Origin of the sequence: Runella sp., assembly GCF_027484545.1 — a bacterium.
In the GTDB taxonomy this organism is placed as follows: Bacteria; Bacteroidota; Bacteroidia; order Cytophagales; family Spirosomataceae; genus Runella.
The window spans coordinates 1-23,436 of the sequence record NZ_JAIXST010000187.1 but is presented as its reverse complement, the minus strand read 5'-3'; the positions used below and the strand labels follow the sequence as shown (position 1 = coordinate 23,436).

The 23,436-nt window shown below is 42.9% G+C and carries 20 protein-coding genes; 13 read left to right on the top strand and 7 right to left on the bottom strand.

Annotated features, from left to right (window positions below; all coding sequences use genetic code 11):
* Positions 1 to 12: 12 nt before the first annotated feature.
* A complete protein-coding gene (locus Q0081_RS17480; protein WP_298355971.1) occupies positions 13 to 2,997 on the bottom strand; it encodes a TonB-dependent receptor in 2,985 nt (994 codons plus the stop codon).
* Between the two features lie 216 nt (positions 2,998 to 3,213).
* Between Q0081_RS17480 and Q0081_RS17475 the strand changes: the two genes are divergently transcribed.
* Complete coding sequence (locus Q0081_RS17475) at positions 3,214 to 6,369, top strand: PD-(D/E)XK nuclease family protein (RefSeq protein ID WP_298355968.1); 3,156 nt, start codon at positions 3,214 to 3,216, stop codon at positions 6,367 to 6,369.
* Between the two features lies 1 nt (position 6,370).
* Here the strand turns inward: Q0081_RS17475 and Q0081_RS17470 are convergent, their stop codons facing one another.
* A complete protein-coding gene (locus tag Q0081_RS17470) occupies positions 6,371 to 6,730 on the bottom strand; it encodes a LytTR family DNA-binding domain-containing protein (RefSeq protein WP_298355966.1) in 360 nt (119 codons plus the stop codon).
* A 177-nt stretch (positions 6,731 to 6,907) separates the two neighbouring features.
* Here Q0081_RS17470 and Q0081_RS17465 point away from each other — a divergent pair, with 177 nt between their 5' ends.
* The 3 genes from Q0081_RS17465 (at position 6,908) to Q0081_RS17455 (ending at position 7,902) form a co-directional block, all read left to right on the top strand.
* A complete protein-coding gene (locus Q0081_RS17465) occupies positions 6,908 to 7,153 on the top strand; it encodes a response regulator transcription factor (RefSeq protein ID WP_298355963.1) in 246 nt (81 codons plus the stop codon).
* Between the two features lie 186 nt (positions 7,154 to 7,339).
* Complete coding sequence (locus Q0081_RS17460) at positions 7,340 to 7,684, top strand: response regulator transcription factor (protein ID WP_298355985.1); 345 nt, start codon at positions 7,340 to 7,342, stop codon at positions 7,682 to 7,684.
* Entirely contained in the window at positions 7,603 to 7,902 is a 300-nt protein-coding gene (locus Q0081_RS17455) for a response regulator transcription factor (RefSeq protein WP_298355960.1), read from the top strand. Before Q0081_RS17460 ends, Q0081_RS17455 begins: the two co-directional genes overlap by 82 nt.
* Here Q0081_RS17455 and Q0081_RS17450 read toward each other — a convergent pair.
* Complete coding sequence (locus Q0081_RS17450) at positions 7,896 to 9,809, bottom strand: histidine kinase (RefSeq protein WP_298355957.1); 1,914 nt, start codon at positions 9,807 to 9,809, stop codon at positions 7,896 to 7,898. The two genes, Q0081_RS17455 and Q0081_RS17450, sit on opposite strands and share 7 nt — an antisense overlap.
* A gap of 187 nt (positions 9,810 to 9,996) precedes the next feature.
* Between Q0081_RS17450 and Q0081_RS17445 the strand changes: the two genes are divergently transcribed.
* The 3 genes from Q0081_RS17445 (at position 9,997) to Q0081_RS17435 (ending at position 12,314) form a co-directional block, all read left to right on the top strand.
* A complete protein-coding gene (locus Q0081_RS17445) occupies positions 9,997 to 10,611 on the top strand; it encodes a DUF2306 domain-containing protein (protein WP_298355954.1) in 615 nt (204 codons plus the stop codon).
* Positions 10,612 to 10,809: 198 nt separating this feature from the next.
* Entirely contained in the window at positions 10,810 to 11,229 is a 420-nt protein-coding gene (aroQ, locus tag Q0081_RS17440) for a type II 3-dehydroquinate dehydratase (RefSeq protein WP_298355951.1), read from the top strand.
* Positions 11,226 to 12,314 carry an aminotransferase class V-fold PLP-dependent enzyme gene (locus Q0081_RS17435; protein ID WP_298355948.1) on the top strand — a complete coding sequence of 363 codons (1,089 nt, stop codon included), beginning with the start codon at positions 11,226 to 11,228 and terminating at the stop codon, positions 12,312 to 12,314. Before aroQ ends, Q0081_RS17435 begins: the two co-directional genes overlap by 4 nt.
* Positions 12,315 to 12,347: 33 nt before the next feature.
* Here the strand turns inward: Q0081_RS17435 and Q0081_RS17430 are convergent, their stop codons facing one another.
* The 3 genes from Q0081_RS17430 to Q0081_RS17420 all read right to left on the bottom strand — a co-directional run bounded on the left by Q0081_RS17430 (position 12,348) and on the right by Q0081_RS17420 (position 15,097).
* A complete protein-coding gene (locus Q0081_RS17430) occupies positions 12,348 to 12,758 on the bottom strand; it encodes a cytochrome c (protein ID WP_298355945.1) in 411 nt (136 codons plus the stop codon).
* An 81-nt stretch (positions 12,759 to 12,839) separates the two neighbouring features.
* Complete coding sequence (locus Q0081_RS17425) at positions 12,840 to 14,021, bottom strand: PQQ-dependent sugar dehydrogenase (RefSeq protein WP_298355942.1); 1,182 nt, start codon at positions 14,019 to 14,021, stop codon at positions 12,840 to 12,842.
* Positions 14,022 to 14,083: 62 nt separating this feature from the next.
* Positions 14,084 to 15,097 (bottom strand): aldo/keto reductase, encoded by a 1,014-nt coding sequence (locus tag Q0081_RS17420; protein WP_298355939.1) that lies wholly within the window; start codon positions 15,095 to 15,097, stop codon positions 14,084 to 14,086.
* Between the two features lie 155 nt (positions 15,098 to 15,252).
* On the opposite strand from Q0081_RS17420, the gene Q0081_RS17415 reads away from it, so the two are divergent.
* The gene (locus tag Q0081_RS17415) at positions 15,253 to 15,609 is read left to right on the top strand and encodes a helix-turn-helix domain-containing protein (RefSeq protein WP_298355936.1); all 357 of its coding nucleotides are present in this window, start codon (positions 15,253 to 15,255) and stop codon (positions 15,607 to 15,609) included.
* A 146-nt stretch (positions 15,610 to 15,755) separates the two neighbouring features.
* Positions 15,756 to 16,550, top strand: coding sequence for an NIPSNAP family protein (locus tag Q0081_RS17410; protein ID WP_298355933.1), 795 nt, complete (start codon positions 15,756 to 15,758; stop codon positions 16,548 to 16,550).
* 106 nt (positions 16,551 to 16,656) lie between these two features.
* On the opposite strand, the gene Q0081_RS17405 is transcribed toward Q0081_RS17410, so the two are convergent.
* Positions 16,657 to 17,943, bottom strand: coding sequence for an acetyl-CoA hydrolase/transferase family protein (locus tag Q0081_RS17405; protein ID WP_298355930.1), 1,287 nt, complete (start codon positions 17,941 to 17,943; stop codon positions 16,657 to 16,659).
* 333 nt (positions 17,944 to 18,276) lie between these two features.
* Between Q0081_RS17405 and Q0081_RS17400 the strand changes: the two genes are divergently transcribed.
* The 4 genes from Q0081_RS17400 (at position 18,277) to Q0081_RS17385 (ending at position 23,360) form a co-directional block, all read left to right on the top strand.
* On the top strand, positions 18,277 to 20,625 hold the full coding sequence (locus tag Q0081_RS17400) for a prolyl oligopeptidase family serine peptidase (RefSeq protein WP_298355927.1): 2,349 nt from the start codon (positions 18,277 to 18,279) through the stop codon (positions 20,623 to 20,625).
* A gap of 273 nt (positions 20,626 to 20,898) precedes the next feature.
* The gene (locus Q0081_RS17395; protein ID WP_298355924.1) at positions 20,899 to 22,140 is read left to right on the top strand and encodes a hypothetical protein; all 1,242 of its coding nucleotides are present in this window, start codon (positions 20,899 to 20,901) and stop codon (positions 22,138 to 22,140) included.
* Between the two features lie 95 nt (positions 22,141 to 22,235).
* Positions 22,236 to 22,679 carry a hypothetical protein gene (locus Q0081_RS17390; protein WP_298355921.1) on the top strand — a complete coding sequence of 148 codons (444 nt, stop codon included), beginning with the start codon at positions 22,236 to 22,238 and terminating at the stop codon, positions 22,677 to 22,679.
* Positions 22,680 to 22,715: 36 nt separating this feature from the next.
* The gene (locus Q0081_RS17385; RefSeq protein ID WP_298355918.1) at positions 22,716 to 23,360 is read left to right on the top strand and encodes a hypothetical protein; all 645 of its coding nucleotides are present in this window, start codon (positions 22,716 to 22,718) and stop codon (positions 23,358 to 23,360) included.
* The last annotated feature ends 76 nt before the right edge of the window (positions 23,361 to 23,436 follow it).

Here is a 23,436-nt window from a genome sequence, read left to right as displayed (position 1 = left end):
AGTAATTTGGTGTTAGAATTCAATTTGGATACCGCCGGTGATTTGTTTGCTTTGGGGATACCGCCCAATTTCCGTAAACAAAATTTCGGGATCTAAGCCCGTATAAGCCGTCCAAGTCAGCAGATTGATAGCTTGTGCAAAAACTCGAACTTGGCTCATATTCAGCTTCCTAACCAGACCGGAAGGCAAATCATACCCAATGGTCACCTGTTTCAGACGTATATAACTTGCATTTTCGAGTTGTTTTGTGGAAAACGTCTGAATGGTACTGCTACCGGGTTCGGTTCCTCCTTCATAAGGTCGAGGCACGCGCGTAATTTGCCCGGGGGTAGTCCAACGGTCTAATTGACTTTGCATATTGTTCCAACCTGCTGATGCCGAACTTTCCATAAAGAATCCGTTGTTGTTCAGGACTTGGTTACCCCATTGACCTTGGAAGAACACTTCGAGCGAAAGCCCCTTGTAAGTGATACGGTTGGTCAATCCACCAAAGCCTTTGGCATAGGAAGAGCCCTGGATTTTTGAATCACGTGCCTGAAGAGTATAAGTAATGTTGCCGAGTGAGTCCAACCACATGGAGCGTCCATCGGCAGGGTTTACACCCGTATACGTCGGATACCAGTTGATGGAAATAGGCTGGCCTACCCAAAGCCCCGTTCCGATATTAGTTTGCCCGGGCAATAATTGTAAGATTTTATTACGTTGAAAAGAAACATTCCAGTTGGTTTCCCATCTGAATCCGCCTCGGTTGAAGTTGACGTGGCTGAATTCAATTTCCAATCCCTTGTTTTCAACTTTACCCAAGTTTTCAAAAATAGACCCAAAACCGCTGTCGTCTGGCAAAGGACGAGAGAGCAATAATTTGTCGTTGATTTTACGATACACCTGTACTTCTCCAAATACGCGGCCATTGAACAATGAGTAATTTACCCCAGCGTTGATGGTCGAAGCTACTTCCCACGATAAGTTGGCGTTTCCTAACTGTGACGGGCGAATACCTGGTAAATCAATGTACTGACCTCCCAAACCAAACAACGCCCGTGATGCAAAGTTGTCAATGCTGTTGTTTCCTGCTTTACCGTAACCTGCAAATAATTTCAACTCAGTTAACCAAGAGTATTTTTTCAGGAAGCCCTCTTCGGCTATACGATAACCCACCGAAACCGCCGGGAACAAACCATAACGGTTGTTGGAACCAAAACGCGATGAACCATCGTAACGCAAAGTAGCCGTACCCAACAATCGGTCTTTGTAACTGTAATTGGCCGAACCAAACAAGCTGGCAATGCGCCAAGTGCTGTAAGTCCCCGTGGTGGTGATAGGACGTGCCGCCGCCGCTAGCGTACGGAACAAGCCATTGGGAAAACCTTGGCCAGTTGCTGAAACGGTTTCAAATACTTCCTGGCGATATTCGCCTCCCACCAATGCACTGAGGTCGTGGTCAGTACCAAATCGCTTGTTGTAGTTGAGGGTTTGAGCAGTATTCCAGTTGAGCGCATAACGGTTACTGACCGTAGAACTGCCACCGGTTGAAGCAAATTGTGGCACAATGGGGTCACGGTAGGCATCGTCGCGGTTGTTGGCATAGTCTATTCCGTAGAATGAACGGAATTTCAAGCCCGGAATGATTTCGTAGTTAAGGGCAAAGTTACTTACTGTTTGAATGGTCGTGTTAAAACGAGTTTCGTATTCTACACTTTGCACAGGGTTATAACTGAATGCTCCTGCCAAAGGTGCATTATAAGAGCCATCTGCATTGTAAACAGGTTGATTTGGGAAAATCAACGCTGCGGAAAAGAACGGGCTATTGATAAACGCGCCGTCGGAAATCGCACCGTTTTGGGTAGTAGCAGATAATCCAATTGAAGTTTCAAACTTTAATTTTTTGTTGGCTTGGTGATCTACGTTCAAACGAACCGTACCCCGCCCGAAGTCAGATTTGATGATTTGACCTTCTTGGTAGTTGTACGAAGTCGCTAAGTAGAAGTTTGTTTTGCCATCTCCTCCCGTAGCCGACGCATCAATCATTCGCAAACGACCCGTACGATAGACGTAACTCTGCCAGTCCGTATTTTGAACGGTTGCAGGATCGCCGAACTGAGTAATGGCGTTGGCACGTGCGGTTTCTACGTTAGCATTGGTAGCCAATGCGCGATTGGCAAACCCTTCAATTTTAAGCTGGGCAAATTCTGAAGCTGTTAATACATCCAATTTTTTCAACAAATCGGTGTATCCTTCCTGAAACGAAACTTTGAACTTTGTTCTTCCGGCCTTACCGCGTTTGGTCGTCACCAATACTACCCCATTGGAGCCTTGTGCTCCGTAGATAGCGGATGCAGCTGCGTCTTTTAAAACCTGAATTGACTCAATGTCATTGGGGTTTAAAGAAGACAGAACGTTTGAGCTGGCTACGCCGGATAATCCTCCGGTAGCTACCTGAACTCCGTCAATAATGTACAAAGGGTCATTGCCAGCGTTGATGGAACCTACACCGCGCACCCGAACGTTGATCCCCCCGCCCGGTTGACCACTGGTAGCAGTTACCTGAACTCCTGCCGCACGACCCTGCAACGCACGGTCAATGGTTTGCAAAGGGAGGCCTTCAATGGTTTTTCCGCTTACCTGAGCCACTGCTCCGGTAATGTCCCTTTTGGCGGTAGAACCGCCGTAAGCCGTCACGACTACCTCGTTGAGGTTGTTTGGCTCAGGAACCAACGTAATATTAATAACGGTTTTAGAACCGATATCAACTGTTGTTTTTTCAAAACCTACAAAACTGAAGACTAACTGTCCGCCCGTTGGCACACCGATTTTGTACTTGCCATCTGCATCCGTATTAGCTCCTCTTGTAGTACCTTTGACTACCACACTTACTCCCGGAAGGGTAGTCCCGTCATCACTGCTTGTTACGGTGCCCGTGATGGTTCGCTCTTGTGCCCGAAGCTGAACACAAGCAGCCAATAATAAGCAGATGCTTACCAGTAGAATTTTTCGCATACGATTTAGTTTGGTTTTTTGTTAATGAAAATGGTGATTCAAAATGGTGTTATTACTAACTCTTGTAAAACAACTAACTTTACAAAAAGTTACCTTGAAATTAAAAAACAATTAAAAATTACAAAAAAAGTCGTAAATATTGAGTATAAATATTTGATGAAGTGAAGTGGTAAAGGAGGGGGTAACGCCAAAAAGTGAAGAATTAAGTAAGAAAATATGCTCGAAACATTCTTAGAAAAATCTGCCTGGACTATTTTTAACAAATATCCGGATGTCAAATCGCTCGAAAATTTATGTATTATAGTTCCGACCCAACGAGCGGGGTATTTTTTTAAACGCGCTTTGGCACAGTGTTCCAATCGTCCCTTTTTAGCTCCCGAGGTAATAGCTATTGATGATTTTGTGGCTCAACGGTGCGGGGTAGAGATTTCCGATAACGTGAGTCTGTTGTTTGAACTGTACGATATATTCAAACAGGTCGACAAACACATTACTTTCGAGCGTTATTTGCAGTGGGCCACCATGTTGTTGCGTGATTTTGACCAAATTGACCAATTTCTCGTTGACCCCGATTATTTGTTCAGCTACATTACCGAAGCCAAAGCCATCGAACGTTGGCAAATTGAGTGGCCTAAAAGCCGCGTGTCTCCGGATTCGGAGCGCCTGAAAGGGTACTTTGAGCTTTTTTCCAATTTGCAGAAAGTCTATGAGCTTTTCAGGGCCGACCTTCAATCACGCCACCGCGCTTACCGTGGTATGGCGTACCGTACACTGGCAGAAAATGCGACTGAACTTTTACTTGGAATTCCGCAGACCGGAGCAGGCGGTGTTCCACCCGCCGGTTTACAAGCCACTACTGAAAACTCACTACTCATTACTCACTACTATTTCATCGGTTTCAATGCCTTGAGTGCTTCGGAAGAAACCATTATCAAGACCTTGATCAAGGCCAAACGGGCGGAGGTTTTGTGGGATGCTGATTTTTACTACATGCGCGAAAATCCCCTTGCCGAAGCAGGGAAATCACTACGTAAATACCGCGATGCTGCCTGGTCAGGGGAGTGGAAATGGACCGAAAACCATTTATTGGGTACTCCCAAAGATATACATGTGTATGCCGTACCCAATGCCTCCATGCAGGCAAAAGTGGCAGGGGAGCTCTACCGACAATGGTGTGCCGACGAGCAGGGTGGCACCGAAAAACGCCCAGTAGGCATTGTATTGGCCGATGAAAACTTACTCGTCCCAATGCTCAACGGATTGGAGGAAGGCATTACGGATTTGAACATAACCATGGGGCTTACGCTCCGTAACTCCTTGCTGTTCACGTTGGTAGATTCTTTGTTTGAACTTCAGTTTACGATAGCGGAGTTCCGTTCCAAAGACGGTCGAGCCGTTAAGATTCCTAAATTCAATCACCGAACTGTTCAAAAAGTGCTGAATCACCCGTTTATAAGACGGTATGAATTTCTGGCCTTACAACACCGCGACACAAGCGTTACCAGCATTATTCAAACGACCATTCGGGAGATTGAACAACGCAATTTAGTCTATCTTGACTCTGACCAACTGTTCTCTTGGGGCGAAAATCACCCGCTGTTTAAAGCTCTTTTTACCCGTTGGGACGACAAACCCCATACGGTCATTAAGACCCTTTATCTGCTCATTGACTTGCTTCGAGAGGTATATAAGGATACCCAAAACGCCATTGAGACGGAATATCTTTATTTATTTTATACGTTACTCAAACAGCTTGAAATTACATTAAGTAACGAACACGTTGAAAAGCTGAACCCGCGGACGTTTAAGGCATTTTTGTACGAACTGATTCGTCAAACGCGCATTCCTTTCAGCGGCGAGCCGGTGAGTCCGCTACAAATCATAGGGATGTTGGAAACCCGTGCTTTGGACTTTGAAAAAATTATTATTCTTTCCATGAACGAAGGGGTATTTCCTGCGGCCAAGCGTCAAAATTCGCTCATTCCTTGGGATATTGCCCGCGAAGCAGGACTTCCGGTATACAGCGACCAGGATGCCATTATGTCGTATCATTTTTATCGACTCCTTCAACGAGCTAATGATGTGCATTTGGTCTATGTGACCGACCCCAATACCTACAATGGAGGAGAAAAAAGCCGGTTTATTTTGCAACTGCAACACGAACTTGTGCCCAAAGCCAATGGCTCCATCAACTATCAGGAACATATAGTAATGTTTCAGGAAAATCCGGAGAGTTTACAGTTGGCAGTTGACAGTTTACAGTCCGCAGACCGGTATGCCGGTGCGGCGCAATCCGCAGACGCGCAGTCTACTGTTTCCGAATCACAGTTGGCAGTTGGGGATTTAAAGTTTCCCAAACCACAAACCCTAAACCCTAAACCCCAAACAGGCAATTCTAAACTGCAAACAGCTACTGAATGGATGGTGCCTAAAACACCCGAAATTCTGGCTTTTGTACAGGCTGCTTTGGTCAAAGATGGCTTGTATGCCACTCATTTGAATCAATATTTGAAATGCTCGCTTCAGTATTATTTCAGTCGAGTGGCGGGAGTGTCTGAAGATGAGGAAGTGGAAGAACGCATGGGATCGGCGGATTTTGGCTCGTGGATTCATAAAGTGCTCGAACGCATTGATATTGAGTACTTAATGGTGGATAAACCCATCAGCGATGAGCAAATAAAGGTCATTCTGCGCGAAGAATTTGAAAAGATGTTTAAAGGCTATGAGGCCGATTCCGGTGTGAATCGTTTGCTGTATCAGGTAGCCGAACAAACCGTGATGGATTTCTTACGGGAACAACGCACTTCTAATGAAGGTTTGGTGGTATTGGCTGCCGAGCAGAAATTAGTGGCAACGATTGATGTGCCTATTGGGAATGAAGTATTTACGGTAAAAATAGCGGGGAAAATTGACCGAGTGGAATTGTTGGGCAAAACCATTCGGGTTGCTGACTATAAAACGGGGAAAATAGAACAGCTTCCCAAAGTAACTCCTGAGAAACTGGATGAAATTATGGCATCGGGTACAAATGCCAACCATGAGAAAATCAGGCAATTATGGCTCTATCAATACCTTATCTACAAGCAGATGCTTCGCGAACGGGGTCTGCGTTTGCGGGGTAAAGAATTCCATTTAGACACCTACGAAGTAACGTCAGGTTTTTATTCGTTACGAAATATAAAACGGGGCTTTATTCAAAATCCATTGCGGTTTGATGACAATACTGATGCCGAATCGTACGTGGCCCACTCTGAAAAATACATTCGAAAATTTATTGTCGAAAAGCTCCTCAATCCGGATGAACCGTTCAGTAAGACTGAGCACTTGAATTCGTGCCAATTCTGTGATTTTCAAGAGATATGCGGCAGATAAATCAAACGCATAAAGCCACTTGCTGAACCGCTTCAAGGTGCTTGATTCTTCGGCGTGAAACAGGAATTTCATAGCCATCTTTCAGGCGTATATTTCCCCCGTTAAAAGGGATTACATAAGAAAGATTGATAACAGAACCGCGGCTTACCCGTACAAAATTAACAGGCAGCAGCTCCTCAAAAAAACCTAACGTTTTGGCAACTAAAATCGGTTTGCCATTATTCAGTACAAACAGGGTATAGTTCCGCTGCCCTTCGAGGCGGATAATTTCGCGCAAAGGGACAAATAATTTGCCCATTAGTGTTGGCAAATAAAGACCTATTACGCCATTGGGAGTTTGAATAAGCTTAAAAGTAGTCATAGATCAAGGTTGAATAAAGTACCCTGCAAAAGTGCGATATTGGAAAAGACCATACAACGGGAAAAAACCCGTATCGCTACGGGGTTTTTCCCGTATTTTAAATATGTTTCTGAAAGTCTCCTAAGAGACATAAAACCGAAACTCATGGTTTTCCACGAGATAATATCATGGAAAACCATGAGTACTTATGAAAAAATAAGGGGTCAACTTTGCAAAAACATGGTTTCGATGCCCCTCACCAACCGAGAAATTCAAATTCTCCAACTCATTATCGCCGAATTGACGACCGAAGAGATTGCGAAACACTTGTCAATCAGCATTGCGACGGTAGAAACTCATCGCCGACATTTACTGCGCAAAATGGGGGTAAAAAGCGTGGTAGGGTTGGTGAAAGAAGCCATTCGGCAAAATCTTGTTTCATAAAGCCTAAAGCCTCGGTCGGTGTCTTCACCGACTGAAATCAAGTACAGAAAACTACCCAAATTGGTGAGAGGAATGATTTGAATTAAACGCTAACTTTGAATAAAAAAAGTATGTTTTCTAAGCCGACTCGATTGCTCATTGTTGATACTGGATAGTTTGAGGTTATTGTTTTCGGCCATTGAGAATGTGACCGTTGCCCTCACTTTAACTGACAGCAGGCAGGTACTTCCGCTTCTCGAAGCACATGAAATTGACGTAGCGGTTTCCGATTTACACATGCCGTACCTCACCGGCATAGATTTGACGTTGCAACTGCGGAAAAAACACACAGATGTTAAAATATTACTGTTGAGGATGGCCGAAGACGCTCCCCACATTCGGGAGGCTATTAAGGCAGGAGTAAACGGTTATGTACTGAAAAATCGGGGCGGGAAGAATTGGAAAAAGCCGTGCAAACGATTATTACAGGGCGTAAATATTATAGTGAGGCGGTTATTGAAGAACTGTCAGCCAATGCGTCCGAAGACCTGAACGAGGCACAACCCGCTACAATTTTGCACCTGACGGGCCGGGAAATTGAAATTATACAATTGATAGCCAAAGAATTATCTTCCCATGAAATTGCCAATACATTCTGTATCAGTATTCCTACGGTGGAGACGCATCGCCGCAATGTAATGCAGAAACTGGGAGTAAAAAGTGTAGTGGGAGTAGTCAAATACGCTATGCGACATGGCTTGGTTCAGTAGTTTACATTCACTGCAATCTCATTCACCACCCCAAACCCTTCTTCTGATGTTACTTCCCAAGTGCCGCCAAATGACTTGACGCGCTCGGCGATGTTGCGCAGTCCTTTGCCCGTAGAGCCGTTTTCAAAAAACCCTTTGCCATTATCAGTTACGGTTAATTTTAACTTATTACTGACTACTCTATACCCAATACTTGCCTGAGTGGCTTGGGCATGTTTGAGGATGTTATTGATGAGTTCCAGACAGATACTATAAAGTTCAAACTCAATTTTGGGAGATAATCGGGGGAAATTTTCGGGAAAAGAGAGGATGAATTTGAGGGAGGTATTTTGGTTGATTTTGCGGACAAAACTCTGCAAAGCAGCTTGTAATCCCTGTTTTTCCAAATCTTCCGGCAACAGGTTATGACTCAACAGACGCACTTCGTTATACGCTTTGTCAATCATGGAATGCAGGTTTTGATAGGCTTCCTGCTCGTTTTTGTTCAGATTTTTAGCATTGATGGCTTCCAGATTCCAGCGAAGGGCAGAGAGGCTGGTGCCCAGATTGTCGTGCAAATCAGCGGCCACGCGTTTACGTTCGGTGGTTTGCCCTTGTAATAAAGCGGCTTGTAATTCAGCGTTTTGTTGGAGGAGGGTGACTTCTTTTTCTTCGGAAAGTTGTTGAACTTCAATGAGTTTTAGTCCTAAATTCTTGCTGGTAATGGCAAATTTTCTTGACAGATAGATTGAGAATGACAAAGGAGCACAAAACAGACTGCCGTTGTACAATACGCTCCCTAAGTCATATTCCTGAATAAACGGTTGATTAGGCACTATTTGCAACACAATAAGCATAAACCATAAAAAAAGGATGAAATAGGAAATAAGGCCGATAACGATAACGCCTACACCTTTTTGTTGATTACGAAAAGCCTTATAACTGATACGTAGAGATTCGAGGTTACATAAAAAAAGGGGAACAATCAGTCCCCATAAATATCCCCATTGGTAATTGAGAGTGAAGGTGAAAACTCTAATCAGCGTATAAAAAATAATAAACCAAAAAACAAAGCTCTTCTTATTTGAAAACGAATCCCACACAGCCAAGTATAAAAATAACCCATAGACGGATAGAATGAGAGGGTAATCTATGGATGAAGCATACGCTTTGAAAGTCAATGAGTTGGAGGTAAGGATGAATCCGAAAAAGAGATGGCCCATTCCGATTGAAAAGGTCGATAAGGCAAAATATAAGTTGGCTTTTTCTTTCGAATAGTTGATAAAGAAAATCAAGTGAATCAGCGCCAACAACAAAAACAGCCCGGCTTCAAAACAATTCAACCCGAAATGTTTTGTTTCTAAACTTCTGATGTACGCAGAACCTTTAACCGTATTGAACCGAAATTCAAGGACCTTGTAGGGGCGGATATAAAAAAAGTACGGTAAGTTGGGCTGAACTGAAAAGCGGACCGCCAAGCTCTGTTCGATACTTGAAAACAAAATTCCCTCGGGCTCATTATGTGGCTGAAAGCCAACGACATTCTGCCCTTTGGGACTGGCTACGCCATACTTTTTCAGAAGTTTACCATTCAAATAGATTTCCGAAGCAATGGATTGGTACACTTGAAACGCCAATGGCCTGTTGAGCAAACTGCTATCTACTTTAAATCGAATCCTGAACCAACCAATTGCTTCTTTTCGAGTCTGAGGTAAATCGCCCAAATCCTTCGTTGGGTCAATGCTTTCCCACTTCGAGTCATCAAAATCCGTCTTTGCCCATTCGGGATTATCGCCGGCGTGGAATTTCCAGCCTTCATTAAGTACAATACCGTCAGGAGACAAACTTTCCGATAAAGATAGGGTCTGTTGGGCTAATAACGCAGACGTACTTTGCAGCAAAAGAAAAATCAGTAGCCGGTTTTTCATGCTTCATCAGGATTTAGGGAATCTAAATCTCCTTTTTTGACGCATCATTTCCAAATTTCTCCCTAAAAATCAGGGTATTCCATGAGAGAATATCATCAAAAACCATGAGGAGTTATGACGTTGAATTAGTTGAGATTTGTCTATTACTTAATCCTAAATCAAACGTGGCGACGTACCGCTTTTATTTATGAACACCTTTACCTATAGAACACTCCTTTCGTGGCTGGGATGGATGATTGTCATTACGGCTGGAATGTATTACATCGCCAATAATGCTCTCCATTATTTTACTTCTGCTCCGCAGGATGAAAGCCTAACTTTTTGGACAAAATACAACGGGCTTTTAGTACACATTGTGTGTGGTATGATTGCCATCAGTGTAGGTCCGTTTCAGTTTATTGAACGCATCAGAAACCGTTATTTACACCTCCATCGAATAGGAGGGCGGGTCTATGTCATCTGTGTCTTAGCCGGCTCGTTAGCTGCCTTTTATCTTGCGGCTGTTTCCAACGGTTCTTTTACCTATTGCGTAGGTTTGAGCGGACTGGCCTTTGTGTGGTTAACGAGTACGATGATGGCCTATATCTCTATTCGTAACGGCAAAATCACCCAACATCGCGAATGGATGGTTCGGAGTTACGTGATTACCTGTGGTTTTACCACTTTTCGTCTTTTTGCGCAACTTTTGGGACTATTGCACATCAGTACCTTTCCGGAGCGCTTTGCCGTGATGAGTTGGGCTTGCTGGGCTATTCCGCTGTTTATCACCGAAGTGATTTTGCAAAGCAGAAAGGCGGTTTAAATAAATACTGACCATACAGCAAAGGGAAATTCACTACTTTGGTTCAGCCGGAAACGGAAGAAATACTGCCCGAATTGGAGGGAAGAATGAGCGACAAAAAGCGAGAATTTTGATAGACAGACATTTTACACATTCCCCATTCGTACTTATTCCCAAGAAGGTAGTAATATTGCAGCAGAAGCTTAAAACGCCAATCTTATGAAAAGAATACTGATTATTAATGGCCCCAATCTCAATTTATTGGGCAAACGCGAACCTACTATTTACGGCAGTCAGACTTTTGAGGAATACTTCCAAACGCTGAAATCGACTTTCCCTGACGTAGAATTACACTATTTTCAATCCAATCACGAAGGCGCACTCATTGATAAAATCCACGAAGTAGGCTTTTCATTTGATGGCATTGTGCTTAACGCCGGGGCATATACTCACACTTCAGTAGCGATTGCCGATGCGCTCTCGGCAGTGACGACCCCTGCCGTGGAAGTACATATTTCCAACGTTCATGCCCGCGAAGCGTTTCGTCACCATAGTTACCTTAGTAGCCGCGTCAAAGGGGTGATTGTTGGGTTGGGACTGAAAGGATATGAGTTGGCCATCAGCTACTTTGTGTCATGATTACCTTCTATCCTGGTCCTTCCAAAATTTATCCGCAAGTAGAAGGCTATTTGCAGGACGCCTATCGGTCGGGGATTTTGAGCATGAATCACCGCAGTCAGGGTTTCATGGATGTATTGAAGGAAACTATGCGATTGATGCACGCTAAACTCAATATCCCGGATGATTATTCCATATATCTGGTTTCTTCAGCGACGGAGGTTTGGGAAATTATTGCTCAATCGCTCACTATTCAAGACAGTGCCCACCATTACAATGGCGCATTTGGGAAAAAATGGTTCAGTTACGCGTCGCATATTGTGCCGCAAACTTCGGGTTCACTGTTTCCCATTGACCAAACGTTGCCGTATCATTTGTTTGAGCACGAAAACGACACGGCCCGCGCTGAATTCAATCGGGAACGCTTACGTACGTATGAAGTCCTGTGTCTGACCCACAGTGAGACTTCTAACGGTACTCAGATCCGGATGAAAGAATTGGCTCAAATCCGCTCCATGACCGATGCTTTGATTGCCATTGATGCTACCTCATCGCTCGGGGGAGTGGTTTTCGACTGGACGTTGGGGGATGTTTGGTTTGCTTCGGTTCAAAAATGTCTGGGTCTTCCTGCGGGAATGGGCATCATGGTTTGCTCACCTAAAGCACTTGAAAAGGCAAGAAAAGTAAACGATGTTTTACGATACAATAGCCTTTTGTTTATGCACGAAAACTTTGACAAATACCAAACCCACTACACACCCAATACTCTTGGCGTGTATCTGCTGATGCGGGTCATGGAGCAGGTAGAAAATATACAAGAAGTAGGAGTGAGGAGTGAGAAACGAGCTAAGTCGTGGTATAGTTTTCTGGAAAATGAAACCAATTGGCAGTCTTTGGTACAAAATCAGGCTACTCGCTCAGATACAGTTATTGCGGTAAAATGTGATTTAGAATCCATCGCTGAAGTCAAAAAAGCGGCGTTTAAAGCAGGAATAACGCTGGGAAACGGCTACGGAGAATGGAAAAATACAACCTTTCGGATTGCTAATTTCCCTGCGATTGAAGATTGGGAGATAGAAAAATTGAAAGACTTTTTACGGTCCTGAAATGAAAATATTTTATGAGTGTAAGCAGAAGAACTATTTCTTCTGCTTTACCTCTTCTACCATTTTCGCAGTAATCATCTTTTTATTGGAAGTATTGCCCCATGCGTTTTGGATATAATTCATGACATCCGCAATTTCTTCATTGTCCAAACCCGGATTGGGCATCATACCTTCGTAAGAAACTCCGTTGACAACAATTTTTCCCTGTAAACCAAACTTGACTGCCTCAATGGCTTTCTCGGGCGTTTTTACCAAATAGTCGGCTTTTGCAAGCGGAGGAAAAGTAGCAGGGACGCCTTCTCCCGCACCCATGTGACACGTAATGCAGGTTTCAGTGTATACCGTTTTGCCTCTTTCAATACTTTTGGCGAGCGCCTCGTCCTGATTGGGAAGGGCTGCGGAACCTAAGATAATCCCTGTTAATGAGAATAATAAAAACTTCATGCGGAATGAATGTTAGTAAATCAAAATAAGTTGTCTGTTAACTGTGCTTTTCAGCAATGGATAACAGACAACTAAAAAAAACTAAGCTTTCGGGCTGATTCTGACAATTTTACCCGAGTTTTCAAGCACGACGTAAATGTTGCCATCGGGACCTTGGCGAACATCTCTTACGCGGCCAATTTTTTCAAATAAGATTTCGCGGCTTATCACTTTGTTGCCTTTCACAACCAAGTGTTGCAAATAAGCAAACTTAAGAGAACCCACCAGTAAGTCGCCGTTCCATTCTTTGAGCTTATTGCTCGTTATGAAGGTCATACCGCAGGGGGCAATCGAAGGTTTCCAGTACGTAACCGGTTGTTCCATACCCACTTTTGCCGTGTCTTTTGAAATGATGCTGTTGTCATAATCAATTCCGAACGTAATCACAGGCCAGCCGTAGTTTTTGCCCTTTTCTACAATATTCAATTCATCTCCGCCTTGTGGACCGTGCTCGTGCTCCCAGATGACACCGGTAGTAGGGTGAATGGTCATTCCCTGTGGATTACGGTGACCATACGTCCAGATTTCAGGGCGTGCACCGGCGGTTTTTACAAACGGATTATCGCTCGGGATTTTGCCATCTTCGTGCAAGCGAACCACTTTGCCTTGGTCTCTGCTTAGGTTTTGCGAATTTTCCTTTTGGCCGCGTTCGCCAAGCGATAAGAATACGTACCCTTTTTTGTCAAAAACAATCCGTCCACCGAAGTGAACGTTGGCTTTTACGTTGGGGATAGCTTTAAATAAGTACTGAATATCGGTCAACGCGTGGTCTTTCAGTTTGGCACGAAGCAAAGCCGTGTTGGCACCGCCGTCGTCACCTTCTTCACCTGCTGCTTTGGGTGATGAATAGCTGATGTAAATCCAACCGTTTGAATTGTAATCCGGATGCAGTGCTACATCGAGCAAACCGCCCTGACCTTTGTACATAACTTCAGGCAAGCCGCTGATTTCTTTGGGGTCCAATACTCCGTTTTTAACCAAACGTAATTTGCCGACGCGCTCGGTAACGAGCAAATCTCCGTTGGGTAAAAAAGCAGTAGCCCAAGGCATCGTCAGACCTTTGGCAACGGTGTCAATGGTGAAGTTGGCTTCGGTCAACTTTTTTGGAGAATTGGCTTCTTCCGTACCGCCGCTTGTACTCATTAATGCGACAGAAGCGGTTAGTAATAGGCCCGTCAACGCAATGGGAAGGCTCTTTTTTAGGAATGGTTTGTTGTTTGTCATAAATGTAAATGAATAATAAAAGCTTAAGGGAGATATAAACAATGATTGTTAGACGATTTCTCTTAATGAACCAATTCCAGTTGGTTTAAATGCCCAGTGATGAAATTAATTTCGTCGTTAGTTAAGACAATGTTCATGGCGGCGGCATTTTGTAAGGCCTGTTTGGCGTCGCGGGCACCTACCAATGCAATGGTAATGCCGGGTTGTTCGACTGTCCACCGCAAAACCAATTGGCCGAGGGTTGCATTTTTATAGTCGGCAAGCGGTTTGATTTTGTCCAGAAACGCATCTACCCGTTTCAGGTTTTCATCTTTGAAAAAGTAGAGCTTGGCCCGGTGGTCATCTGCCCCGAAATGGTAGCCGGGCTTCATTTTTCCCGTAAGCAAACCCCGTTCCAGGGCACTATAGGCCAAAATAGCTTTACCGTGTTCAATGCAATAAGGAACCGTTTCCTTTTCAATGTCTCTTTTTACCATACTGTAGGGAACTTGGTTAGAGGCAAGATGAATGGATTGGGCTGCTTCGCGCATTTGCTCGACATTGTAATTGCAAACACCCGCGTAGCGCACCTTTCCCTGCTGTATTAACTGCGAAACTGCCTCCATGGTTTCTTCAATGGGCGTGGTTTTGTCGGGCCAATGGATTTGGTACAGGTCAATATAGTCGGTGCCGAGGCGTTGAAGGCTGTCTTCGCATTCTTTGATAATGCTTTCTTTGGCAGCGTATTTGTAAATATCAATGGCCTTGCCGTCGTTATTTTTACTGTGCATAGCCAAATCGCCTTTGTCCAAATCCCAGCGCATTCCGAATTTCGTAAGGATTTGTACTTTGTCGCGTGGAAGGTCTTTGATGGCTTCGCCCACGATTTCTTCACTGAGTCCCTGACCGTAAACGGGGGCCGTATCAATGGACGTAACGCCCGCATCGTACGATTCTCTGATTGCTTTTACTGCGTCCTTCCGTTCAGTCCCTCCCCACATCCAGCCGCCGGCGGCCCAAGCTCCAAAGGTAATGACGGATAGGTCAAGGTCGGATTGACCTGGTTTGTCCGAAATGCCAATTTTTCTGTATTGCATAAAAGTATAATTTGCTACAACGCATATATACGAGTAGGTTACCCACTTTATTTACTCTTTTCAATAAAATTGAATTTACAAATGAACGGTTAAATCTAAATTAGAGCAATAATTTTGGTAATAATGAACAACTCCTTTAATAATTAGTGATGGCGATGAGAAAGTTAAGTTCTACCAATTATCATAATCAGACGTTTCTGGAAGACAAATGTACGCTTAATGAGTTGATTCATCTGCTCAGCAAACGATGGCTCACTGACGTACTGTTCAGCATTGAAGAAGGCAATAGTCGATTTTCAAGCCTGAAAGAAGATTTGAAGTACATCAGCGACAATATTCTGGCCGACCGTTTGAAACTTCTCGAACAACACAAACTGATTGTAAGAAACGAAAATGTTCGGGAAGTACCTGCGAGGGTGGAGTATTCGTTGACAAAAACGGGAGAAAGACTCAGTGAATTATTGGATGGAATGTGCAAATTTTCCGAAAATGAGATGGAATTTCCTAACTGATGCAGAGAAAAGGTAGGGGCGATTGAAAGAATACAAACTTCGGAAATTATGAGTTAAGCAACCTGAATTGGAAGATGGTATTAGTGAAAAACAAGCCGTTACTTTGGCGGAAATTTCATTTGATCTCTTTCTTAATTCTTATTTTTATGTCCAAGCTAATTGCACGTCTTCTGATAGCAACGTTTTTATTGACCGGGTTTGAGGTGTTAGCCACTTCGGCAAAACGGGATTTTTACCAAATCAAAATTTATCACCTGAAAACCGAGGAACAGGAGAAAAAAGTAGACGCTTTTTTGAAAGAGGCATATCTGCCGGCATTGCACCGAGTCGGAATCTCCAAAGTCGGGGTTTTTAAACCAATCATTAACCCTGAAACGGCTAAACCCTCGGATGAAAAGCTGATCTACGTTTTTATTCCGTTTAGTTCTCGGGACGAATTTTTTAAGTTGGAACAAAAACTGGAAAAGGATAAAGCGTATTGGAACGACGGCAAAGCCTATCACGATGCGGTCTTCAGCGAGCCTCCATACGACCGAATTGAATCGATTTTATTGAATGCGTTTGAAAAAAGCCCTCACTTTTCCTTGCCTGCACTGACTGCCGCTTCCAAAGAACGCGTCTATGAATTAAGGAGCTACGAAGGCCATACGGAGAAAATTTCGGACAATAAGATAAAGATGTTTAACGACGGTGATGAAATTGGCTTGTTTAAACGATTGGGTTTTAATGCTGTTTTTTACGCCGAAGTTGTGTCAGGTAGCCGAATGCCCAATTTGATGTACCTCACTACTTTTGAAAACAGAGCGGCACGCGATGAGCATTGGAAAGCCTTCAGTGCCGATGCGTATTGGAAGAAGCTTTCGGCCATGCCGGAATATCAGAAAAACGTATCTAAAAATGATACACGATTTTTCTATCCTACGGATTATTCTGATATCTAACTTTCCTTATTTTTATTAAAACAGCCACAGTCGCGACCGATTGTGGCTGTTTTGATTTTTAAGTAACTGTTTCGGATTTTCAATCCGAAACCCTACTTTCAGTCATTTACAATGCTTTAAAGCGCTCAAAACATTGCCGTTCCAGTTCTTCGCGGTCGTCGGGGTGGGCAATGTTAATCAGGGCTTTGGCCCGTTGACGAAGATTTTTTCCGAACAGGTAAGCTACCCCGTATTCCGTAATGATATAATGAGCATGTGCTCGCGTAGTGACTACACCCGCGCCCTGTTTGAGGTAAGGCACAATTCTGGATACGCCTTTTTGAGTGCGGGAGGGAAGCGCAATGATGGGTTTGCCGCCCTGACTTAGAGCAGCTCCGCGCATAAAGTCCATTTGTCCGCCTACGCCTGAATATTGGTAGGTTCCAATGGAATCGGAGCAAATTTGACCCGTTACATCCACTTCCACGGCACTGTTAATGGCTACTACTTTGGGATTTTGTTTGATGATATGCGGGTCATTCACAAAGTCAATGTCCAGAAAGGAGAACGCTGGATTATCGTTGACATAATTGTACAGCACCTTCGTACCCAAAGCAAACCCGGTTACTGTTTTATTAGGGCTGATAATTTTGAACTTATTGTTAATCACGTCTTTATCAAACAGATCAACCAGCCCGTCGCTGAACATTTCCGTATGTACCCCCAGATTTTTGTGATTGTAAAGACACTTTAAAACGGCGTTGGGAATGGACCCGATGCCCATTTGCAGCGTACTTCCATCGTCAATCAATTCGGCTACGTATTGTCCGATTTTTCCATCGCTTTCCGAAACAGCTCCTCCAAAATTGGCTTCGTGCAAGGGGTCTTCACAATACACCATGGCGTGAAAACGGCTGGCGTGAATCATGCCATCGCCGTGGGTGCGCGGTACATTGGGATTGACTTGGGCAACTACGAATTTAGCATTGTTAACGGCCGAACGGGCAATGTCGACCGAGACGCCCAGAGAGCAATAGCCGTGTTGGTCGGGTACGGAGACATGCACCAGAGCTACGTCAATCGGCAAAATGCCTTGGTTAAATAACTCAGGGATTTCGCTCAAAAACACGGGGACATAATCGGCTCGTCCTTCGTTGACTGCCTTTCGAATGCTTTCAGAAACAAACAGAGAATTGATATGAAAATGCCCTTGGTATTCGGGCTTATCTACAAATACGTCGCCGTACACGGTGATGGAAACCAGTTCAACATCCTGTAAACGAGAAGCTTCCTGTGCCAAATGTTTGAGTAAATAGGTAGGCGTTTGGGCACTCCCGTGAACGAATATTCGATTCCCTGATTGGATACAGGGCAGTGCCTCTTGGGGCGAAACATAGCTGATTTTAGGTCGCAAAGTGTGTGTTGTTTGGATGGATGAACAATGCTACTGCCTTGTCAAATTCAAAAAAATGACGTTTGTCATACCTATTAATACCATTTTCGATTTGTGATTTCCAATTTTCGATTTGTAAAGCATTGGTATTTAGGGATTTATAGTGTTAAAAGTGCGTCGTTTTAGAGTTGAATCAGGATATGTTCAGCAAGTTGCATTAAAGGTAGTGGTTTTTCCATTTTTATCTATTCAAACGAAAGCTACTTCATCATTCAAGAGTTTTATGGCTGAAATTGGTTTGTTTTAAGAGTTTAACGCTATTTTTGAAACTTAAACCCCTTCATCCAAACCACTATGAACCGATTTTTCCGTTTTGTAACCCTGTGTTTTGCCGTCTCTTTTTTTAGTTTTCACCATTCACTTTTAGCTCAATCGCTCGCCCCGCTTACGGTGGAGAAAATCATGCGTGACCCCAAATGGATGGGCGTAGCTCCTTCCAATCCCTATTGGAGCGAAGACGGAACTAAAATTTACTTTAGCTGGAATCCCGAAAAAAACACGGGAGATTCGCTGTATGTCTATGAACTTTCGTCTAAACAAACCCGTAAACTAACTCCAACCGAACGCAATTCGCTGCCTGCGGCATTTGGAGATTACAATCAGGCGTTTACCCAAAAATTATTTACCAAAGACGGAGACATTTATTGGATTGACGTCAAAACCGGCCAAACGCGGCAACTGACCAATACCGTCGAACCGGAATCGAATGTGACTTTTAGCGGTGATGACAGCAAAGCCATTTTCAGACGCGGTCCCAATTTGTTTTCACTGCACTTACAAACGGGAGAATTGACTCAACTGACTAACTTTTTGCCCGGAACAAAAAGAGCGGAAGCGGCTGCCAATGAGCAGGATAAGTGGTTGAAAAAAGACCAATTAGCTTTGTTTGAAGTGCTGAAAGAACGCGCGGACAAGAAAAAGGAGGGAGATAAGATTGCCAAGTCGAATCAACCCAAACGTCCGAAAGAGATTTATACCAACGATGCACTATTGGATAACATCGTGCTTTCTCCCAATGCCGATTTTATCACCTATCGTTCTACCAAAGCAGCAACCGGAGCTAAATCGGCGGTTGTCCCCAGTTACGTGACGGAATCGGGTTATACCGAAGATTTACCCGCCCGTACCAAAGTAGGAGCGCCGCAAAACAGTTCACAATTGTTTGTGTATAACATTAAAAAAGATACCGTTCTCGAAGCGTCGACCAAAGACCTGACAGGCATCAGCGCAAAGCCTGATTATATAAAAGATTACAAAGCAGATACAGTTAAAAAGGTTGCTGCCCGGAAAGTGCAGTTTGTAACGACTCGCTGGTCAGAAGATGGCAAGCAGTTGGTAGTCATGTTGCGCTCACAGGATAACAAGGACCGTTGGGTTGCTTCGCTTGACCCGACAACGGCTAAATTCAAAGTACTGGATCATCTGCGCGATGAAGCGTGGGTGGGTGGCCCCGGTAGTTTTTGGTTGGATTGGGTGGATAATGAGACCGTTATCTTTCATTCGGAAGCTACCGGTTATTCGCATTTATACACTGTCAACGTACGTACGGGAGAGCGTAAAACGTTGACCTCGGGCAAATTTGAAGTGCAGCAGGCGCAACTTTCTAAGGACAAAAAAACGATTTATTTCCAATCGAATGAAGTGCATCCCGGTGAGCAGCATTTTTATAAAATGGCGGTTACGGGAGGAGACCGTACTAAGTTAACCAAAATGGTCGGAGCCAACGATGCCACTCTTTCGCCCGATGAAACGAAATTAGTAATTCGTTACTCTTCCGCTACCAAACCGTGGGAATTGTACCTGCAAGACGCCCAATCGACGGCGACGGCATCGCAAATCACGCAGTCTCTTTCTTCTGAATTCAGTTCGTACGCTTGGAAAGAACCCCAAATTATCACCGTGAAAGCGAGTGATGGAATTGATATTTACTCGCGTTTGTACGTTCCCAAAAAGAAAAATGGGGCGGCAGTAGTGTTTGTTCACGGCGCCGGTTACCTGCAAAATGCCCACAAATGGTGGAGCCAATACTTCCGCGAATACCTATTTCATAACCTGTTGGTGGATTTGGGCTATACCGTTCTGGACATGGATTATCGCGCTTCGGCAGGCTATGGCCGCGACGTACGCACGGGTATTTACCGTTTTATGGGCGGAAAAGACTTGGATGACAACGTGGATGGGGCCAAATATTTAGTAGAGAAACACGGAATTAACCCCAATCGCATCGGTATTTACGGCGGTTCGTACGGTGGTTTTATTACCTTGATGGCGATGTTTACCAAACCGGGTGTGTTCAAAGCAGGAGCCGCCTTACGCCCCGTGACCGACTGGGCAGCGTACAATCACCCTTACACGGCCAATATTTTGAACGAGCCCGCTGCTGATTCGTTGGCCTATCGTCGCAGTTCGCCCATTTATCACGCGGCCGGCTTGAAAGATTATTTGTTGATTTGCCACGGCATGGTGGACGTAAACGTGCATATCCAAGACTCCTACCGATTGGTGCAACGCCTGATTGAATTGAAAAAAGACAACTGGGAAATGGCTTCCTACCCCATGGAAGATCACGGGTTTGTAGAAGCCAGCAGTTGGACGGATGAGTACAAGCGTATCTTGAAGTTGTTTCAGGAGAGGCTAAAATAACCCTCTCGACCACCGGATAACTTTTTCGGCAGATTTGCAGCGTTTTTGTTGCAGATTTGCCGTTTTTTTGTTTGGTTGCTTTCGGTTTACAAAATGATTTTTATTGTTGTGTTGAACTGGTGAATATTGGCTTTTAAATCCCAATGTATTGATCAATTCACCGCAATCTTTTGAAAATCATCAAGTTATAATGAAGCGGTTTTTTGTCTAATAACACGTTTGACTGAGTTTAATTCATCATTCACAATAATTACTTTAACGATTAAATTAAAAATGGACAATCAAATTCTGCCAACTATTCACAATAACAAAATCTGCTACACGCAAATCTTAAGCATTAAGTTTGCAATTAGATTTGGTATAACTATTTCATTATTTATACTTTCATTCTGTGTAGAGGCACAATCTTTATCAACTATATATGATAGGGTGAATAAGGCCTATGGAGTAAAATATTTTGGAGAGATAAAATCGTTATATGTCTCCAGAGAACAGAAGACTACTTCCCAGGAAGGGAAATACTACAATTTTGATTATATACCCAATACTAACCCAGGATATTACAAAACATTCATCCAGCATAAGTTAGGGAGTCGAAGAGAATTTACTGGTAATAAAATTGAGAGTAATATTTCAGTTACGCATCGAAATCATGGGGTTTGGTCAGCCACAGAGGTCATAGGTATCCCTACGAACACAAAGAGTGAAAAAATAGCTACTTCAAAGAAAATAATAGAAAAAATAGAAGACGATCCTGATTACGACTTACAAAAAGCTCCTCTACCTGATATTAATGACCTGCAACTATTAGGAAAGAGAGAAGCTATTAATGAAAATCGTTATTTTGAATTGGTTGATATTAAAACCAAAACGGAGTATAGAATTGATGCAAAAAGCTATCTTGTTATTGGCATATTAAAGCATGCAGCTTATGGAGATTTCTATACTTCGTATGGGGACTTTAGAAGAATTGGGAATTGTACATACCCATTTCGAATTGAGTACGACGTAAGAAACGGTATTATAGCTAAAGAACAAAAACTTACATTAATTGATCAAATTTCAGTCAACCCCACGATTGATTCTACCCTCTTCATAATGCCAACTATTACTCTAACAAGTTTAAACGAAAATGATTTAAATGAATTAGTTACAAAACGTTCGGTTCAGTTTGGAATTGATGACCGCTTAAAGGAAGGATATAAGGCTTTCTTTAGAACTTTACAATCTGAGTTACGGTTTTTTTCTAAATTTTTAGAAAATTTATCTCTTGAAAAAAGTGACCAGATCGTTGACCGTTTTTATGAACGCAATAAAGATAAATTAGGCTCATTCCCTCAAGCTGATTTTGGTTGGTATAATGCCTATGCCCCCCCCAAATGCCTTTCAGGTAACTGTATTGATGGAGATGGAGTATTACTTTCAGGACAAAAAAAATCATTTGTACTTTCAAGAATGGAATTCCTGTTGGCAAAGGCTTTATTGTATTTAATCATCCTATTCCTTACTTTTTAGAAGGAGACTTTAATGGTTTTCAATTAAAAAACGCTACCTTATATGGTAAACAGTTCTATTTTAAAATTAACCCTGAAGATAAAACTTATAGTGAAGTGCCAATTGTGATAGCAGGGGATAGTGTAGCATGTGCTTGTACAGGTGGGTCTTTTACAAAACCAGAACTTAAACTAAATGCTTGTGACCTTAGATTTTCTCAAATTGCCATTTTCTTATATTCACACAAGAAGGGTTATTTTGCTTTTGATGGTGAATGTATATATCCTATCAATATTAATAATGCTCAGACAAATGAAGAAATAATGAATGCTATCATTCGAGGTAATTTTAGTGATACGACCGTAACATATCATTTCCTAAAATCATTGAGTAATGAAGGGTTTACCTTCGAAATAATCCAAGGTGGAAAAGCGGTTGCAAAATTTAAAGTGAAAAGAGGTATAAAACGGCGTGACGCCAATGGTGTAGTTGATTCTTCCAGAGAACATTATTTTGCTGGAGAGACTTTTGTCTCTACTTATAGCTTTAGTGAACTTTAGTCAGTTTATGTAGTTAACAATAACTTATTTCTGTCCATGAGACATTTTGCTTTTCTTATATTATTCTTACTGAATATGTCTGCTCTGGGTCAAAACATAGACCCCATAGCTTTCCAGTGGAAGTTCTGGATAGATGCCAGTAAGCAAAACGCTTTTCCTGCCGATAAGGCCGTATTATTGAACCAACTAATTGTCAGTAAAACAAGTTTGCCTGTCTATGGTAAATCTTCTGGAATCCAAGAAGGTTGTATCTCTGGAAACTGTGTCAACGGTAAAGGGGAATTATTAGTTGGTAACAAAAAAATAATAGCTACTTTTTCAGAGGGAAAGCCACAAGACTTAGGGTTAGTTGTTTTCCCAAACGGAGATTTTATACAGGCTAAATTTGATGGATTCCTTATCAGTCAGGGGACTTATTATGGTTATCAAGTTCCAATTTCATCTGAGAATAACAGTACAAAAAAACCAATTATTGTAAGTGGAGATATTGGCATCTTCTATAATAGAGAAAATTCATCAGATATTTTTGATCTCAGGAATAAAAAAGCATACATCAGTATTGCTGATACATCATATAGCCAACCTGTGATTTTAACTATTAATCCTGATCAGTCAATAGTGATAAAACGTTACAATAAAAATGCAGGATTCAAGTTACAAATGCAACTTCTTGATGGTTAGTTAATTGATTAAAAATTTGATTTGGTGTTTGAAAATCATGTCTTTTTCTTGGCCTGTTATTAAGTTCATTCTCTAC